The 16,576-nt window shown below is 49.0% G+C and carries 18 protein-coding genes and 1 tRNA gene; 5 read left to right on the plus strand and 14 right to left on the minus strand.

What is annotated here, in order from left to right; all coding sequences use genetic code 11:
- Positions 1–200 precede the first annotated feature (200 nt).
- From LOZ86_RS04065 to rlmE, 6 genes are all read right to left on the minus strand, one after another.
- Positions 201–287 (minus strand) — tRNA-Leu (locus LOZ86_RS04065).
- Positions 288–311: 24 nt separating this feature from the next.
- The gene (gene secG, locus LOZ86_RS04070) at positions 312–644 is read right to left on the minus strand and encodes a preprotein translocase subunit SecG (protein ID WP_039485909.1); all 333 of its coding nucleotides are present in this window, start codon (positions 642–644) and stop codon (positions 312–314) included.
- A 249-nt stretch (positions 645–893) separates the two neighbouring features.
- Positions 894–2,231 carry a phosphoglucosamine mutase gene (gene glmM / locus LOZ86_RS04075; protein ID WP_039274136.1) on the minus strand — a complete coding sequence of 446 codons (1,338 nt, stop codon included), beginning with the start codon at positions 2,229–2,231 and terminating at the stop codon, positions 894–896.
- Between the two features lie 7 nt (positions 2,232–2,238).
- Positions 2,239–3,072 (minus strand): dihydropteroate synthase, encoded by an 834-nt coding sequence (folP, locus tag LOZ86_RS04080; protein WP_039485908.1) that lies wholly within the window; start codon positions 3,070–3,072, stop codon positions 2,239–2,241.
- Between the two features lie 117 nt (positions 3,073–3,189).
- Positions 3,190–5,139 (minus strand): ATP-dependent zinc metalloprotease FtsH, encoded by a 1,950-nt coding sequence (gene ftsH / locus LOZ86_RS04085; protein ID WP_230242854.1) that lies wholly within the window; start codon positions 5,137–5,139, stop codon positions 3,190–3,192.
- Positions 5,140–5,186: 47 nt separating this feature from the next.
- Entirely contained in the window at positions 5,187–5,816 is a 630-nt protein-coding gene (gene rlmE / locus LOZ86_RS04090) for a 23S rRNA (uridine(2552)-2'-O)-methyltransferase RlmE (RefSeq protein WP_039513450.1), read from the minus strand.
- A 143-nt stretch (positions 5,817–5,959) separates the two neighbouring features.
- On the opposite strand from rlmE, the gene yhbY reads away from it, so the two are divergent.
- Positions 5,960–6,253 carry a ribosome assembly RNA-binding protein YhbY gene (gene yhbY, locus LOZ86_RS04095; protein ID WP_010283039.1) on the plus strand — a complete coding sequence of 98 codons (294 nt, stop codon included), beginning with the start codon at positions 5,960–5,962 and terminating at the stop codon, positions 6,251–6,253.
- A gap of 128 nt (positions 6,254–6,381) precedes the next feature.
- On the opposite strand, the gene greA is transcribed toward yhbY, so the two are convergent.
- Entirely contained in the window at positions 6,382–6,861 is a 480-nt protein-coding gene (greA, locus tag LOZ86_RS04100; protein WP_039485903.1) for a transcription elongation factor GreA, read from the minus strand.
- 268 nt (positions 6,862–7,129) lie between these two features.
- On the opposite strand from greA, the gene dacB reads away from it, so the two are divergent.
- Positions 7,130–8,563 (plus strand): serine-type D-Ala-D-Ala carboxypeptidase, encoded by a 1,434-nt coding sequence (dacB, locus tag LOZ86_RS04105; RefSeq protein WP_039485900.1) that lies wholly within the window; start codon positions 7,130–7,132, stop codon positions 8,561–8,563.
- Positions 8,564–8,630: 67 nt separating this feature from the next.
- Here dacB and cgtA read toward each other — a convergent pair whose 3' ends face one another.
- The 4 genes from cgtA to rplU all read right to left on the minus strand — a co-directional run bounded on the left by cgtA (position 8,631) and on the right by rplU (position 11,704).
- Complete coding sequence (cgtA, locus tag LOZ86_RS04110; RefSeq protein ID WP_039485897.1) at positions 8,631–9,803, minus strand: Obg family GTPase CgtA; 1,173 nt, start codon at positions 9,801–9,803, stop codon at positions 8,631–8,633.
- Positions 9,804–10,063: 260 nt separating this feature from the next.
- A complete protein-coding gene (locus tag LOZ86_RS04115; RefSeq protein WP_039485894.1) occupies positions 10,064–11,026 on the minus strand; it encodes a DMT family transporter in 963 nt (320 codons plus the stop codon).
- An 89-nt stretch (positions 11,027–11,115) separates the two neighbouring features.
- The gene (gene rpmA, locus LOZ86_RS04120) at positions 11,116–11,373 is read right to left on the minus strand and encodes a 50S ribosomal protein L27 (RefSeq protein WP_005971498.1); all 258 of its coding nucleotides are present in this window, start codon (positions 11,371–11,373) and stop codon (positions 11,116–11,118) included.
- Between the two features lie 19 nt (positions 11,374–11,392).
- The gene (gene rplU / locus LOZ86_RS04125) at positions 11,393–11,704 is read right to left on the minus strand and encodes a 50S ribosomal protein L21 (RefSeq protein ID WP_009114476.1); all 312 of its coding nucleotides are present in this window, start codon (positions 11,702–11,704) and stop codon (positions 11,393–11,395) included.
- Between the two features lie 256 nt (positions 11,705–11,960).
- On the opposite strand from rplU, the gene ispB reads away from it, so the two are divergent.
- On the plus strand, positions 11,961–12,932 hold the full coding sequence (ispB, locus tag LOZ86_RS04130) for an octaprenyl diphosphate synthase (protein WP_230242855.1): 972 nt from the start codon (positions 11,961–11,963) through the stop codon (positions 12,930–12,932).
- 69 nt (positions 12,933–13,001) lie between these two features.
- Here ispB and LOZ86_RS04135 read toward each other — a convergent pair whose 3' ends face one another.
- Positions 13,002–13,376: a DNA-binding protein gene (locus tag LOZ86_RS04135; RefSeq protein ID WP_039485888.1), complete on the minus strand. Its 375-nt coding sequence runs from the start codon at positions 13,374–13,376 to the stop codon at positions 13,002–13,004.
- A 249-nt stretch (positions 13,377–13,625) separates the two neighbouring features.
- Positions 13,626–14,012 carry a DNA-binding protein gene (locus LOZ86_RS04140; RefSeq protein WP_039485885.1) on the minus strand — a complete coding sequence of 129 codons (387 nt, stop codon included), beginning with the start codon at positions 14,010–14,012 and terminating at the stop codon, positions 13,626–13,628.
- Between the two features lie 187 nt (positions 14,013–14,199).
- Between LOZ86_RS04140 and LOZ86_RS04145 the strand changes: the two genes are divergently transcribed.
- A complete protein-coding gene (locus LOZ86_RS04145) occupies positions 14,200–14,463 on the plus strand; it encodes a helix-turn-helix domain-containing protein (RefSeq protein WP_039485882.1) in 264 nt (87 codons plus the stop codon).
- A gap of 188 nt (positions 14,464–14,651) precedes the next feature.
- On the opposite strand, the gene mdh is transcribed toward LOZ86_RS04145, so the two are convergent.
- A complete protein-coding gene (gene mdh / locus LOZ86_RS04150; protein ID WP_039485880.1) occupies positions 14,652–15,590 on the minus strand; it encodes a malate dehydrogenase in 939 nt (312 codons plus the stop codon).
- 469 nt (positions 15,591–16,059) lie between these two features.
- Between mdh and argR the strand changes: the two genes are divergently transcribed.
- On the plus strand, positions 16,060–16,530 hold the full coding sequence (gene argR / locus LOZ86_RS04155) for a transcriptional regulator ArgR (protein WP_010283010.1): 471 nt from the start codon (positions 16,060–16,062) through the stop codon (positions 16,528–16,530).
- Positions 16,531–16,576: the final 46 nt, after the last annotated feature.

Genomic DNA, 16,576 nt, shown 5'->3' on the forward strand with positions numbered 1-16,576 from the left:
TGATATGACGGTATAGCAGATAAAAGGCGATGAAAATCGGTTATGTGATTATGGCGAGGGAGCACTCATAACGTCAATATATACTGATAAATCTATTGATATGAGCTGAGTCAGGTTGATGGAGAAATAGAAGAGAAAGCCAATAAATCCTTGGGATTGGGACAAAAAAATAGACGTCTATTGACGTCTATTTTTTATGTTGGTACCGAGGACGGGACTTGAACCCGTAAGCCCAATCGGGCACTACCACCTCAAGGTAGCGTGTCTACCAATTCCACCACCACGGCATCACAATTACTGCTTTAAAACGCTTACTTCGGAATGTCACTCACCGGCGTTGAAGGCGAAGCAGGCGTTATCGTCTGCTCTGCTTTTTCTGGCTGGTTCAGGTTGTCCCATGTACCGCCTCTTTTCTGCAGCGAACTTAAGTTGCCCAGAATGAGACTGATAATGAAGAACAGGGTTGCCAGTATCGCTGTCATGCGGGTCATGAAATTACCAGAGCCGCTCGAACCGAACAAAGTGGCAGAAGCACCTGCTCCGAACGAGGCCCCCATATCAGCACCTTTACCCTGCTGAAGCATGATCAAGGCAACCAGCCCGATCGATACTAACAGGAAAATCACTAATAGAGCTTCGTACATAGTCGTACCCGTTAACCGTTTTCCCCATGATTCATGGAGGTGCTATATTCTGGCGGTAAACCGCGTGTCATTCCGCTAAGCAGGATGTAGAACATCCCTTATCAAGCGGGTCTGAATACTAACCAAAGGATGTAGCGTACGCAAGGGTAATTTGGTCACCACAGGTTGATTGCAGAAAAAAACAGCGGCTTTCGACGCAAGAGACCTATCGAAAGCCTTATCTACCTGATTGGCGAATCAAAAAAGCCCTCAACCGACGGCTTTCACCGCATCAGCAATACGATTTGCCAACGCGATTACCGTCTCTTCGTGTTCACCCTCAACCATGACGCGGATGAGTGGCTCAGTGCCGGATTTACGCAGCAATACACGCCCGCGTCCGGCCAGTTCTTTTTCCACATCCTGCGTAATCTGCTGCACATTTTTGTCTTCCAGCGGATCGTGTTCACCCGTAAACCGCACATTGACCAGAATCTGTGGAAACAGCTTCATACCGCTGCATAAATCATGCAGACTCATATGGTTTTTCACTATCGCGGTAAGGACTTGCAAACCGGCAATCACACCGTCGCCCGTCGTGGTTTTGTCCAGCAGGATCACATGGCCAGAGTTTTCTGCCCCGATGCGCCAGCCTTTTGCCTGCATCATTTCTAATACATAGCGGTCACCTACTTTGGCACGAGCAAACGGGATACCCAGCTGCTTTAACGCAACTTCAAGCCCCATGTTACTCATCAGCGTGCCAACAGCGCCGCCACGTAGTTGCCCTTGGCGTAAACCTTCGCGAGCAATGATATACAGAATCTGATCGCCATCGACCTTGTTGCCTAAATGGTCGACCATGATGAGCCGATCGCCATCGCCGTCAAACGCCAGACCAACGTCCGCTTTCTCAGCTAGCACACGCGCCTGTAGCTGTCTGACATCCGTCGCACCGCATTCTTCATTGATGTTCATCCCATCTGGCTCACAACCAATCGCGATGACTTTAGCGCCAAGCTCACGCAGTACGCTGGGGGCGATATGATAGGTCGCACCATTGGCGCAATCGACGACAATCTTTAAACCATTAAGGCTCAGCTCGCTCGGGAACGTTCCCTTGCAAAATTCGATGTAGCGTCCGGCGGCGTCAACAATGCGGCTGGCTTTGCCTAATTCAGCAGACTCAACACACGTCAGCGGTTTTTCCAGTTCAGCTTCGATTGCTTCTTCTACGTCATCCGGCAGCTTGGTGCCGTCAATTGAGAAGAATTTAATGCCGTTGTCGTAATACGGGTTGTGAGAAGCAGAAATCACGATACCTGCTTCAGCACGGAACGTACGAGTAAGATAAGCAACCGCAGGCGTCGGCATCGGGCCGGTAAAAGAAGCCGACAATCCCGCAGCAGCCAGCCCTGCTTCCAGCGCAGACTCCAGCATATAGCCAGAAATACGGGTATCTTTGCCGATAATAATCTTACGAGAGCCATGTCGCGCGAGAACTTTCCCAGCAGCCCAACCCAGTTTAAGCACAAAATCAGGGGTAATCGGCGTATCGCCAACCTTGCCACGTACGCCATCGGTACCAAAATATTTGCGGTTACTCATCTCGTTTTTATTCCTTCGCAGAAAGGGTGGCCTCAACAATGCGCATGGCATCAGCCGTTTCTTTAACATCGTGCACGCGAATAATCTGTGCTCCCAGCATCGCCGCGATCACTGCGCAGGCGATGCTGCCATGAACACGCTGCGCAGGCGGTACGTTGAGGATCTGTCCAATCATGGATTTCCTCGACATGCCAACCAGAAGAGGCAGTTCAAAACGATGTAACTCGCTCAAGCGAGCCAGAAGCGCATAATTATGGGCAAGATTCTTACCGAATCCGAACCCAGGATCCAGCAATAGCTTACTTTTCGGAATATTGGCGTTCACACAGCGATCAATCTGCTGCTGCAAGAAATCGCCAATGTCCTGCATAAGATCATCATAGTGCGGTTTGTGCTGCATGGTTCTCGGCATACCCTGCATGTGCATTAGGCATACTGGCAAACCTGTAGCCGCCGCAGCCTCCAGAGCTCCGGGCTCTTGCAAAGCGCGGATATCATTAATCAGATGTGCTCCCGCCTGCGCCGATGCCGTCATCACTTCCGGCTTTGAGGTATCGACCGATATCCATACGTCAAAGCGTTTAGCAATGGCTTCAACCACAGGCACTACACGGGCTAGCTCTTCTTCCGTACTAACTTCAGCCGCACCGGGACGCGTCGATTCACCGCCAATATCGATCAGGGTCGCACCTGCGGTAACCATCTCCTGAACGTGCAGTAATGCCGCATCGAGCTTGTTGTGTTTACCGCCATCGGAAAAAGAGTCCGGCGTGACGTTAAGAATACCCATGATGTGTGGGCAGGAAAGATCCAGCGTTGAATCTCTGGCAACCAGCTGCATGATTTACCTCCGCATTCTGGTGTAGTTAGCATGAAATGTGATTCGAAGAACGCTCCCAGTAAAAAACCCCAGCCTGAGCTGGGGTTTCATAAGTTACAGATGTCAATCGCAGGCGAATTATTTGTCGTCCACTTGCTCAGACATTGTATTACCAGGATTAGGCGTCTGCGGCTCATCCACTGGTGTAGGGGCTTTAGGTGTACCGCCACCGTTGCCAACATCGTTGTCAGAACGAGACTCTTCCCAACCTGCTGGTGGACGAACGTCTTTCTTACGTCCCATCAGGTCATCGATCTGCGGCGCATCAATGGTTTCATACTTCATCAACGCATCTTTCATTGAGTGAAGAATGTCCATGTTTGCCATCAACAGTTCGCGAGCACGCACGTAGTTACGTTCAACCAGAGATTTTACTTCCTGATCGATGATACGCGCCGTTTCATCTGACATGTGCTTAGCTTTTGCCACGGAACGACCGAGGAAGACTTCACCTTCTTCTTCCGCATAAAGCAATGGGCCCAGTTTTTCGGAGAAGCCCCACTGCGTCACCATGTTACGAGCAATCGACGTTGCAACCTTGATATCATTGGACGCGCCTGTCGAAACATGTTCCACGCCGTAAATAATTTCTTCGGCCAGTCGACCGCCGTACAGCGTAGAGATCTGGCTTTCCAGCTTCTGACGGCTAGCGCTGATCGCATCGCCTTCAGGCAGGAAGAACGTCACGCCCAGTGCACGGCCACGCGGAATGATCGTCACTTTGTGGACTGGATCGTGCTCTGGCACCAGACGACCAATGATCGCATGTCCAGCTTCATGATACGCCGTCGATTCTTTCTGCTTCTCAGTCATTACCATGGAACGGCGCTCTGCACCCCTCATGATTTTGTCTTTAGCTTTCTCAAATTCGACCATCGAAACAACGCGTTTGTTACCACGAGCAGCGAACAATGCAGCTTCGTTAACCAGGTTAGCCAAATCCGCACCAGAGAAACCTGGCGTACCACGTGCAATCACTGACGCATCGATATCTGGAGACAGCGGCACGCGACGCATGTGAACTTTCAGAATCTGTTCACGACCGCGAACATCCGGCAGACCAACCACAACCTGACGGTCAAAACGACCTGGACGCAGCAACGCGGGGTCAAGAACATCAGGACGGTTAGTTGCCGCGATGACAATAATGCCCTCGTTGCCTTCAAAGCCATCCATCTCAACCAGCATTTGGTTCAGCGTCTGTTCACGTTCATCGTGACCACCGCCCAAACCTGCGCCACGCTGACGGCCAACGGCGTCGATTTCGTCGATAAAGATGATACAAGGCGCAGCTTTCTTCGCCTGTTCGAACATGTCACGGACACGGGAAGCACCGACACCGACAAACATTTCAACGAAGTCAGAACCGGAAATCGTAAAGAAAGGCACTTTTGCTTCACCGGCAATCGCTTTTGCCAGCAGCGTTTTACCTGTTCCCGGCGGGCCGACCATCAGAATGCCTTTCGGAATTTTACCGCCCAGTTTCTGGAAGCGGCTAGGTTCGCGCAGGTACTCGACCAGTTCGCTAACCTCTTCCTTCGCTTCGTCACAACCCGCTACATCAGCAAACGTCGTCTTGATCTGATCTTCAGTCAGCATGCGCGCTTTGCTCTTGCCGAAGGACATAGCGCCTTTACCGCCGCCGCCTTGCATTTGACGCATGAAGAAGATCCAGACGCCAATCAGTAACAGCATCGGGAACCAAGAAATAAAGATAGAAGCCAGCAAGCTCGGTTCTTCCGGCGGCTCACCAACGACTTTCACGTTCTTCGTTAGCAGGTTATCCAGTAGCTTGGGGTCATTGACAGGAATGTAAGTCGTGTATCTGTTGCTGTCTTTTTTGATAACACTGATCTCACGCCCGTTAATACGTGCTTCACGGACCTGATCCTGATTCACTTCAGTCAAGAAGGTTGAATAATCCACCCTACGGCCATTCGACTCGCTGGGCCCAAAGCTCTGGAAAACAGACATCAGCACAACTGCGATGACTAACCAGAGAATTAGGTTTTTCGCCATGTCACTCAAGGGATTAACCTCATATTACAACTGTGTTAAAAAACAGCGTTAGGGTACTACAGTTTGCGCCCTGTCGCTACAATATACACTTCACGAGACCGAGCACGTGAAGCGTCTGGTTTACGAACTTTCACCTTCGTAAACAGGGAGCGAATTTCCCGCAGGTATTCATCAAAGCCTTCTCCCTGAAACACTTTCACCAGGAAACTTCCGCCTGGTGCTAATACATCCCGACACATACCAAGTGCTAATTCAACCAGATACATCGACTTCGGAATATCAACGGCTGGTGTACCACTCATGTTAGGGGCCATGTCAGACATCACCACCTGAACTTTGCTATCGCCAACCCTTTCAAGCAAGGCTTTGAGGACCAGTTCATCACGAAAGTCCCCTTGCAGGAAATCGACGCCGACAATCGGATCCATTGGTAAAATATCACACGCGATAATTCGGCCATTTCCACCAATTTGCGTGACTACATATTGTGACCAACCGCCAGGTGCAGCGCCTAAATCCACAACCGTCATACCAGGTTTAAACAGTTTGTCGCCCTGCTGTATTTCGTCAAGTTTAAACCAAGCGCGTGAGCGCAGCCCTTTTTTCTGAGCCTGCTGCACATATTTATCGCTAAAGTGTTCCTGCAACCAGCGACTGGAGCTTGCAGAACGCTTTTTATTCGCCATCAATTTTCCAACTATTCTCAGTAACACGCTCGTGGTGGGGAGAAACTTCTCACATATTACCAATCAGAACAGTCAAATTGGTTATAATCATGAGATGGCGGTAGAATGACCCGTTTTCAATCCCAACCTAAGTAAAAAAGACAATGAACCTAAGTAATAAACAAAAACAGCACCTGAAAGGCTTGGCACATCCACTCAAACCGGTTGTCATGCTAGGCAATAACGGTCTCACCGAAGGTGTTCTGGCTGAGATCGAACAAGCATTAGCACACCACGAACTGATCAAGATAAAGGTAGCAACAGAAGATCGCGAAACCAAAGCCTTGATTGTTGAAGCGATTGTTCGTGAAACGGGTGCCGCTAACGTCCAGGTTATCGGCCATACGCTGGTGCTCTACCGTCCTGCGAAAGAACGTAAAATTGTGTTACCACGATAACACTTTTTATTTCAGGATACTCTGTTTTAACAGAAAGGTGACATGCCTCTCGGTTAGAGAAAAGGCCGCAAGCGGCCTTTTTCTTTTCTTTACAATATTTGCTGTTTTAATCAACAATACGGCAAAGTTTACAGATATTCGACCTTCAGGATTTCATATTCCACGTCGCCGCCCGGCGTACGGATGACTACGACGTCATCTTGCTCTTTGCCGATCAGGCCACGTGCGATAGGAGAGTTTACAGAGATCAGATTCTGCTTAAAATCTGCTTCGTCATCACCAACAATCCGGTAAGTTTGCTCTTCCTCATTATCCAGATTCATCACCGCTACAGTCGCGCCAAAAATAACACGCCCGTTGTTCGCTGACATTTTCGTGACATCGATAACCTGTGCATTAGACAGTTTTGCTTCAATGTCTTGAATACGTCCTTCACAAAAGCCCTGCTGCTCGCGGGCGGCATGATATTCTGCATTTTCTTTCAGATCGCCGTGCTCACGCGCTTCGGCAATCGAGGCAATGATTTCAGGTCGACGCACAGATTTCAGGTGGTCAAGCTCTTCGCGCAATTTTTCAGCGCCACGTAACGTCATCGGAAATTGTTTCATATTGTCTATACCTCTAAAAAAGTCCGTAAGACTCAAATAATCGTCATCCTGACGCGCTAAAAATCAAAGGCGACGGAGTCTCTGCAACGTGCCAGTCCTCACTGGACATAAAACAAAAGCAACCAGCCCCAGAACAAAATTTCCAGGCTAGCAGCGGTTTTGCATTTTGATACGTATTTTACCCCAGAGTTCAATGAGGGTCATCGTTTACTTTAGACCTTATTGCGCCGTAGTATGACCACACGTTACCCCGTTATTAGCTGAGATTATGCGTTTTTCATCGATTGTTACCGGACTTGCCTGCGCTTTTGTTCTGCATGCCAATGCAGCTTCTGTTGAGGATCATCGCCAATATTTACCAGATGGTGCCAATTTGGCGCTATTGGTACAAAAAGTTGGCGCAACAACACCCAGTATGGCCTTCAATAGCCAGCAAATGGCGCTTCCGGCCAGTACGCAAAAGGTGATAACCGCATTAGCTGCATTACTACAGTTGGGTCCAGATTATCGATTCATCACCACGATGGAAAGCCACGGGCCTGTCACCAGCGGTATTCTTAACGGTAATCTCATCGTACGGTTTAGCGGCGATCCTACGCTTAAGCGCCAGCAAATACGTAATATGGTGCAGGAATTAAGAAAGCGCGGGATACAAGAAATCTCAGGTGATGTGCTGATCGACACCTCGGTGTTCGCCAGTCACGATAAAGCGCCAGGCTGGCCCTGGAACGACATGACACAGTGTTTCAGCGCCCCTCCGGGTGCTGCGATTGTCGATCGCAACTGCTTCTCCGTCTCACTCTACAGTGCGCCTAAAGCGGGTGATAATGCGTTTATCCGCGTTGCATCCTATTATCCAGTGCAAATGTTCAGCGAAGTCCGCACGCTGGCTAAAGGCTCAGCCGATGCCCAATATTGCGAATTGGATGTGGTACCCGGGGAATTAAATCGCTTCACGCTTACAGGTTGTCTGGTTCAGCGCACAGAGCCGCTTCCGCTGGCATTCGCGATTCAGGATGGCGCCAGCTATGCCGGTGCTATCGTTAAAGATGAGCTACAGCAGGCAGATATTCGTATTAAAGGCAGCCTTCGCCGTCAGACGCAGCTAGGTCCAGCAGGAAGCGTACTGGCCCAGACACAATCGCCTCCGCTGCACGACCTGCTCACTATCATGCTGAAAAAATCAGACAACATGATTGCCGATACGGTCTTTCGTACTATTGGGCACGAGCGTTTTAGCGTACCAGGAACATGGCGCGCTGGCGCTGATGCCGTGCGACAAATTCTGCGCCAGAAGGCAGGTGTCGATTTAGGAAACAGCATTGTTGTAGATGGTTCAGGCCTGTCACGACATAACCTGATTTCACCGGAAACGATGATGCAGGTCTTGCAGTACATCGCACAGCACGATAATGAACTGAATTACATCACGATGCTTCCGCTTTCCGGCTATGACGGCACGCTGCGTTATCGTGGCGGCCTGCATGAAGCTGGCGTCGATGGCAAGGTTTCGGCTAAAACTGGGGCATTGCAGGGCGTATATAATCTGGCAGGCTTCATTACTACCGCGAGCGGCCAGCGCATGGCATTCGTCCAGTTCCTGTCCGGCTATGCCGTGCCACCAGAAGACCAGCGCGCACGTCGCGTCCCTCTGGTGAGATTTGAAAGCCGTCTCTACAAAGATATTTATCAGAGTAATTAAAATAACAACGCGGCCTTACTTTGAGGGTAAGGCCGCGTTGGCGAGATCTGACTAGCAGGAGAACGAATTATTTTTGATAGATGATCTCAACACCTTCATCATCTTCATCGTCCCAATCATCATCCCACTCTTCTTCGGCTTCTTTTTCTACTTCTGCCAGTTGTTCACGGTGATAATCATCCCACATGAACTCCACTTTTTCCGGCGCGCTTTCAGCGATTGCCGTCATTTTCGGATTGGCTTTCAGGAAGTTCATCACGTCCCAGCAAAGTGGGTTGACGCCTTCACGGTTCGCCGCAGAAATCAGATAGTATTTATCATCCCAGCCAAGCGCGGCCGCAATCTCTTTAGCACGTTTTTCCGCTTCAGCCTTATCGATCAAGTCAACCTTGTTGAAAACCAGCCAACGCGGTTTTTCTGCCAAGCCAGCGCCATACTGCTCTAACTCGTTGATAATGATCTTGGCATTTTCAATCGGATCTGACTCATCAATCGGTGCCAGATCAACCAAATGCAGCAGAACACGGCAGCGTTCAAGGTGTTTCAGGAAACGAATCCCCAGCCCAGCACCGTCGGATGCGCCTTCAATCAGACCTGGGATATCCGCTACAACAAAGCTCTGCTCGCTATCCATACGGACAACACCAAGGCTCGGCACCAAGGTGGTGAACGGATAATCGGCCACTTTCGGCTTCGCTGCTGATACTGCGCGGATAAAGGTCGATTTACCTGCATTAGGCAGGCCAAGCATTCCCACGTCAGCCAACAACAGCAGTTCCAGCGTCAGCTCACGCTCTTCGCCTTTTGTACCATTGGTTTTTTGACGCGGAGCACGGTTGACTGACGATTTAAAACGCGAGTTACCCAAACCATGCCAGCCGCCTTTCGCGACCATCAGATTCTGTTGATGGCGAGTCATATCGCCCAGTACTTCGCCCGTTCCCTGATCAAGAACACGGGTACCGACAGGAACTTTAATCGTAATATCTTTACCGCGTTTACCCGTACAGTCGCGACTTTGCCCATTTTGTCCACGCTCAGCGCGGAAAGATTTTTCAAAACGATAGTCGATCAACGTGTTCAGGTTTTCGTCTGCCAGCAGGTAAACGTCACCGCCATCCCCGCCGTCACCGCCGTCTGGGCCACCGTTAGGAATATATTTTTCACGACGAAAGCTGACACAACCGTTACCGCCATCGCCTGCCACAACGAGAATTGTGGCTTCATCTACAAACTTCATTGATTCTCTCCGCAAAAAACCAATAGAGAATATCTACGTGTTTTAGGCTTGTTATTGGTTCTTATTGGCGTAACTTTTTGATTTTAAGGCATGTAGCGTGTTTCTACTTACCATTAAAAAACTGACGCACCAGAACGCATTCCAGCAAAGGAGCAGGATTGTACCTGCCCGCCCCAATAATTTCATCTGTATTAAAAATAAACAACACATGCAGACTGTCAAAAAATAGCTGTGACCGCTGCAATACGTTTTCTCTTAAGCTATTTTTTTGCTACCAATGGCAACACAGGCTCTTTCTTTCCAGGAAGGAAACGATGCCCAATAGCGGAAAACATGGCGCCAGCAACAACCACAAACGCACCGACGTAACCAATCCAATTCAATACTGGCGCAGCAAAGAAAGTCGGCCACCCTAACGCCAGCAGATCGGAAAACAGCAGCGTAAACAACGGCGTCAGCGTAATGACCGCACTAACCTGCGACGCCTGCCAGCGAGCCATTGCTTCCGCCAGCGCACCATACCCAATCAACGTATTCGCACCGCAGAATAACAGGCAAATAAGCTGCCAGTTGCTCAGTTGAAAAATAACCTCAAGCTTGGCAAAAGGCGTGATAAAGACGACACACAGAACATATAACAAAAACAGAATCTGCTGTGATGTCAGGCGTCGCAATAGAACTTTCTGCGCTACGCCATAGGATACCCATACCGCCGAGGCGCAAACACCCAGCAGCACGCCCAACGTGTAGTCTGTCAGTCGGGTAAAAATCTCAATCAGGCTGGTATTAAAGAACAGGAGCAGACCACAGATCAGCATGATCGCGCCAATGATCTGCGTGCCGCGCATCTTTTCCTTTAGGATAAGTACGCTGGCGAACATCATGCCTACAGGGGAAAGCTGCCCGATAACCTGAGACGCTGTCGGGCTCAGATATTGGAGAGACGAGCTAAAGAAAACAAAGTTGCCCAGTAGCCCAGCCGTCGCAATCAGTAGCAGAACCCACCAGCGCCGATGCCGGAAAACCCGCATTGGCGGCAATTTCTTACGGGATGACAGAATAATGCCGAGTCCAATGGAAGCAATGAAAAAGCGATACCAAACAATCGTATAAGGTTCCATCACTACCAGAACCTGTTTCATGGCTATCGGTAACGCCCCCCAGCAAACAGCCGTAGTCAGCGCCAGACAAAGACCGATGCCCGTCTGTTGTTTAGTATTCATACTTATCCAGATGGTTTACTCAGAATCAGAATGTAAAAAGCCCCGCAAAGAATTGCGGGGCTTAAATCCGTCAGACCTAACGCGAAAAATTATTCAGCAACGATGCTGATAAATTTACGGTTTTTTGGGCCTTTAACTTCAAACTGAACTTTACCATCAGTCAAAGCAAACAGAGTATGGTCTTTCCCGCAGCCAACGTTAGTTCCTGCGTGGAATTTGGTACCACGTTGACGAACGATGATGTTGCCAGCCAGTACACTTTCGCCGCCAAAACGTTTTACGCCCAGACGTTGTGCGTTAGAGTCACGACCGTTACGGGTTGAACCGCCAGCTTTCTTGTGTGCCATTTAATCCGCTCTCCTAATCTTAAGCGCTGATGCCGGTAATTTTCACGTCAGTGAACCACTGACGGTGGCCTGCTTGCTTACGGTAGTGTTTACGGCGACGGAACTTAACGATCTTCACTTTTTCGCCACGACCATGAGCAACAACTTCAGCTTTGATTTTACCGCCATCGACGAAAGGAACGCCGATTTTGATTTCTTCACCGTTGGCAACCATCAGAACTTGGTCAAACTCAATGGCTTCACCAGTTGCGATGTCCAGCTTTTCCAAGCGAACGGTTTGACCTTCGCTTACTCGGTGTTGCTTACCACCACTTTGGAAAACTGCGTACATATAAAACTCCGCTTTCCGCGCACCCGTTAATAGGTTTCAGAGCGCGCTATAAATATTCATAATAGGGCGCGAATTCTACGCAAAAATACTGAGGATGACAAGTGCATAATCAACGGATGTGAAGAAAAAGAATACAACGTATCAACTGCCGTTTATCTCTCTCATTTTTCAAGTACAATCGGCTCAATAAGTTCCGTCTTGCCGATATGCAACAGCAATCTTACGGCAGTGTTGAAGACATACGTTGGCACAAACCATGAATCTAGAACAAATTACAACATTAACTACGCAGGATATGACAGCGGTTAATAACGTCATTCTTGAACAACTGAATTCTGACGTCGTTTTGATAAACCAGCTTGGACATTACATCATCAGCGGTGGTGGAAAACGTATACGCCCGATGATTGCTGTCCTTGCGGCCAGAGCCCTTGACTATACTGGTGATAAACATGTCACTGTCGCCGCGCTGATCGAATTTATCCACACTGCAACACTGCTGCATGATGACGTGGTAGACGAATCCGACATGCGCCGAGGTAAAGCAACGGCAAATGCCGCCTTTGGCAACGCAGCAAGCGTGCTAGTTGGGGATTTCATTTATACCCGCGCCTTCCAGATGATGACCAGCCTCGAATCATTACGCGTTCTGGCGCTGATGTCAGAAGCGGTGAACGTGATCGCTGAAGGCGAAGTCTTGCAGCTAATGAACTGCAACGACCCGGATATCACTGAAGAAAGCTATATGCGCGTCATTTACAGTAAAACAGCGCGTTTATTTGAAGCCGCAGCGCAATCATCATCAATCCTTGCCGGCGCGACGCCAGAGCAAGAAAAAGCGCTTCAGGACTATGGCCGCTACCTGGGCACCGCGTTCCAGTTAATTGACGATCTGCTCGACTACAGCGCGGACGGCAAAACGCTGGGGAAAAACACGGGCGATGACCTCAATGAAGGCAAGCCAACGCTGCCGCTGCTGCACGCAATGCGTCATGGTACTGCAGAACAAAGCTCGATGATTCGCAAGGCGATTGAAGAAGGAAACGGGCGTCATCTGCTGGGGCCGGTTCTTTCCGCCATGCAGCAATGTGGTTCACTTGATTATACGCGTCAGCGTGCCGAAGAAGAGGCTGATAAAGCGATTAGCGCACTACAGTTGCTGCCGGAAACGGCACACCGCATGGCGCTCGAAGGCCTTGCTCACTTAGCCGTACAGCGCGATTTCTAACGTGGTATAAATGATTTAACCTAAGTAGCGCGAGTAGCGCTGCCTTGCAGCGCTACTCGTTCGCCAGACTTAGGCAGTCTGGTCGAGTGTGACATCATCCAGCCGAGACAGCATCGCTATTGTCCCTTCACGCAAGATGAAATTAATCAGCCGGCTTCGTTCATCAACGGAAAGTTGATGGAAAATATGCACCCACGATGACAGCAGGGTCGGCTCATTATCGATACGATAATACTCGGTTGGCGGATTTTCTTTTACCAGTAGAGAGTTCCTGACCTCGTTTGGCAAACTGCGAATAGAATATTCGACACCGCGCCCTTGAACCCCTTTCCGCCTGCGCTTTTCCCAACCATCGTCTCGCGCCCGTTTGTTCAGCCCCTGCGGCGACTTAGGCAATCCACCTACGCCAACCAGCTCACTTGTTGCAAACCACTCTTTGTCCATACTCGTCACTCCCTTGTTTGTTTTGAACAGGCATTACGTCAACTCGCCCAAAAGTTTCCATATAGTAGACTATAATTACCTAAGCCGCTAACTTTTACACGTTACCGACACACCTAAGTAATAGAAGAAATGATTAAATCCAGCGTGATGTCCAACCACCGCAGCCAGAGAAAGTGCTACAAAGCGACAGAAAATACAGGTTCCTTTTCATCACTGAGGCTAACGTTCAGAAAGATCGCCAGTCGCGAATCAGTCAATCACCATCGATGAGATAGGTTCCCCATCCGACGGTGTAATGCCTAACTGACTCAGCGTGGTAGACACACCGACTCGCAGAATATAAGCGATTAGCTCATCTCTTTCTTTTTCAGATAGTTGCTGATAAATCTGCATCCATACGGCCAGTGCCGCAGGCTGTTTCGCCGAGTAGGCGGAAGGCTTGATTTCGAGTAATAGGGATTTTTTTACCGTATCCGGCAAGCTGTGAATTGAGTACTCCACTCCTCTTCCCTGGACGCCTTTACGGCGACGCTTCTCCCATCCATCCTCGCGGGCGCGCTTATTTAATCCTTGTCTTGATTTCGGAAGGCCGCCGACTCCAACCAATTCGCTGGTAGCAAACCACTCTTTTTTCATTGCCTTTCATCCTGATAGTGCCATCCCTAACAAAAACGCCCTTATTTGGAAATTAATTGAGAATTTTAAGGGAATCTAATGCTATATTATTTCCAAATAATAATGTCATGTTAGTTCGGCATATAACTAACATCCGTTATTTATACCACTAATCTACAGTCGTCTTATAGCAAATAAGGGAAGGATTATGATTTTAAGGAAACAAGACTGGCATCCCGCTGATATCATTGCTGCACTGCGCAAGAAAAACACGACGCTGGCGGCGGTATCGCGAGCGGCCGGATTAAGCTCATCTACGCTAGCTAATGCACTCTCACGCCCTTGGCCCAAAGGGGAGTGGCTTATTGCCGATGCGATGGGTATTCACCCATCAGAGATTTGGCCCAGCCGGTACTACAATCCAGAAACCAATGAGCTTATCGACAGAAAAAAACTCATCCGTCCCGATTAAAAAAGAAAAAGCCGGAGATCGACATCTCCGGCTTTTTATTCTGCGAATGACTAACACTCGCTCATACCCTAAATAATTCGAGTTGCAGGAAGGCGGCGACGCAGCAAGTCCCCAGAAACTTACATCAGTAAGTGACTGGGGTGAGCGAGGAAAGCCAACGCATATGCAGCTTGAAGTATGACGGGTATTTAGTTCTTGATGAACGTCTCGCCTAGCTCAATATCCTGCTTCAGCGTATCCAGCATGCTGTTCAGCGCATTTTGCTCAAAAGCGCTTAATGTGCCGATGTCTTTACGCTCGGCGACGCCGTCTTTGCCTAACAGAATCGGTTGAGCGAAGAAGCGGGCATATTTGCCATCGCTTTCAACGTATGCACATTCCACCACACCGCTTTCGCCTTGCAGCGCACGAACCAGAGACAGACCAAAACGTGCCGCAGCCTGACCCATCGACAACGTAGCCGATCCGCCACCTGCTTTGGCTTCAACAACCTCAGTACCCGCATTCTGGATACGCTTGGTCAGATCAGCCACTTCCTGCTCGCTGAAGCTGATACCAGGAACCTGAGACAGCAGCGGCAGAATCGTCACACCAGAATGTCCACCGATAACTGGCACATTAATGTCCTGCGGCTGTTTGCCTTTCAGCTCAGCAACGAACGTGTTGGAACGGATGATATCCAGCGTTGTAACGCCGAACAGTTTGTTCTTGTCATATACGCCAGCTTTTTTCAGTACTTCGGCTGCAATGGCAACGGTCGTATTCACTGGGTTGGTGATGATACCGACACAGGCTTTCGGGCAAGTAACCGCAATTTGCTCAACCAGATTACGCACAATGCCAGCATTGACGTTGAACAGATCGGAACGATCCATACCAGGTTTACGTGCCACACCCGCGGAGATCAGCACGATATCTGCACCAACAAGCGCTGGTTTAGCATCTTCACCGCTATAGCCTTTGATCTTCACTGCTGTAGGAATATGGCTCAGATCGACGGCAACACCCGGCGTTACTGGGGCGATATCGTAAAGGGATAGTTCTGAACCTGAAGGAAGCTGGGTTTTGAGGAGGAGTGCGAGTGCCTGACCGATACCACCTGCTGCTCCGAGAACTGCAACTTTCATCCTAAACTCCTTATTATCATAAAATAAAAAAGTGCCGTGAATTCATTTGGTTATAAACAGAATATAAAAATGGGGATACGAGCAACCTACTTATCTTTCCATAAATGACACGAGAGACAAAAAATACGCTATGTCTCTAATAATAAATCAAAAACAACCATTCGTTTGAAAGGTAAGTAAAGTTAATAAGCTATTGAGCTATAACGCGGTGTTCATTCACGTGCGTTTAACCGGTGCGCTACATTACACCGATCAATGGCGTCCGAACAACATCATTCTGATAACATTTGATTTACTTTTATGTGACGCAGGACGCATTTTTCGGACTGCCCGAGAGTCGATTTTTTTTGAAAACAGCGACTAACGCATATCTGGTGAAAGGGACTGGAATTATACGCGATTTAATTGCATAAAAATTCACACAACTGCATAATAGGAAGATTAACCATAACAATTAATCCGGTGCAGAATGCGAAATTCGACAAAACAAGAAGACCTCGTTAAAGCGTTCAAGGCGCTGTTAAAAGAAGAGAAGTTCAGTTCTCAAAGTGAAATTGTTCAGGCATTGCAAGACGAAGGATTTGAAAACATCAACCAATCCAAGGTGTCACGCATGCTAACGAAATTTGGCGCCGTGCGCACACGCAATGCCAAAATGGAGATGGTGTATTGTCTCCCTGCCGAACTTGGCGTCCCGACGACATCCAGCCCGCTGAAGAACCTTGTGCTCGACGTGGATTACAATGATGCCGTCGTCGTGATCCATACCAGCCCTGGCGCCGCGCAGCTCATTGCTCGCCTGCTGGATTCACTAGGTAAGTCAGAAGGCATTCTCGGCACTATCGCGGGTGATGACACTATTTTTACCACCCCAGCAAGAGGCTTCAGCGTCAAACAGCTCTACGAAGCTATTCTGGTGTTATTCGAACAAGAGTTGTAATTCGCTTTTTTGCTACGCTTTCTTCACTACGTGTAGACCCGAGATC

Origin of the sequence: Pectobacterium parvum (genome assembly GCF_020971565.1) — a bacterium.
Classification (GTDB): domain Bacteria; phylum Pseudomonadota; class Gammaproteobacteria; order Enterobacterales; family Enterobacteriaceae; genus Pectobacterium; species Pectobacterium polare.

Coding starts and splice junctions, on each gene's coding strand:
- secG (WP_039485909.1), bottom strand. CDS start 644: ATGTACGAAGCTCTATTAGTGATTTTCCTGTTAGTATCGATCGGGCTG.
- glmM (WP_039274136.1), bottom strand. CDS start 2,231: ATGAGTAACCGCAAATATTTTGGTACCGATGGCGTACGTGGCAAGGTT.
- folP (WP_039485908.1), bottom strand. CDS start 3,072: ATGCAGCTGGTTGCCAGAGATTCAACGCTGGATCTTTCCTGCCCACAC.
- rlmE (WP_039513450.1), bottom strand. CDS start 5,816: ATGGCGAATAAAAAGCGTTCTGCAAGCTCCAGTCGCTGGTTGCAGGAA.
- yhbY (WP_010283039.1), top strand. CDS start 5,960: ATGAACCTAAGTAATAAACAAAAACAGCACCTGAAAGGCTTGGCACAT.
- greA (WP_039485903.1), bottom strand. CDS start 6,861: ATGAAACAATTTCCGATGACGTTACGTGGCGCTGAAAAATTGCGCGAA.
- dacB (WP_039485900.1), top strand. CDS start 7,130: ATGCGTTTTTCATCGATTGTTACCGGACTTGCCTGCGCTTTTGTTCTG.
- cgtA (WP_039485897.1), bottom strand. CDS start 9,803: ATGAAGTTTGTAGATGAAGCCACAATTCTCGTTGTGGCAGGCGATGGC.
- LOZ86_RS04115 (WP_039485894.1), bottom strand. CDS start 11,026: ATGAATACTAAACAACAGACGGGCATCGGTCTTTGTCTGGCGCTGACT.
- rpmA (WP_005971498.1), bottom strand. CDS start 11,373: ATGGCACACAAGAAAGCTGGCGGTTCAACCCGTAACGGTCGTGACTCT.
- rplU (WP_009114476.1), bottom strand. CDS start 11,704: ATGTACGCAGTTTTCCAAAGTGGTGGTAAGCAACACCGAGTAAGCGAA.
- ispB (WP_230242855.1), top strand. CDS start 11,961: ATGAATCTAGAACAAATTACAACATTAACTACGCAGGATATGACAGCG.
- LOZ86_RS04135 (WP_039485888.1), bottom strand. CDS start 13,376: ATGGACAAAGAGTGGTTTGCAACAAGTGAGCTGGTTGGCGTAGGTGGA.
- LOZ86_RS04140 (WP_039485885.1), bottom strand. CDS start 14,012: ATGAAAAAAGAGTGGTTTGCTACCAGCGAATTGGTTGGAGTCGGCGGC.
- LOZ86_RS04145 (WP_039485882.1), top strand. CDS start 14,200: ATGATTTTAAGGAAACAAGACTGGCATCCCGCTGATATCATTGCTGCA.
- mdh (WP_039485880.1), bottom strand. CDS start 15,590: ATGAAAGTTGCAGTTCTCGGAGCAGCAGGTGGTATCGGTCAGGCACTC.
- argR (WP_010283010.1), top strand. CDS start 16,060: ATGCGAAATTCGACAAAACAAGAAGACCTCGTTAAAGCGTTCAAGGCG.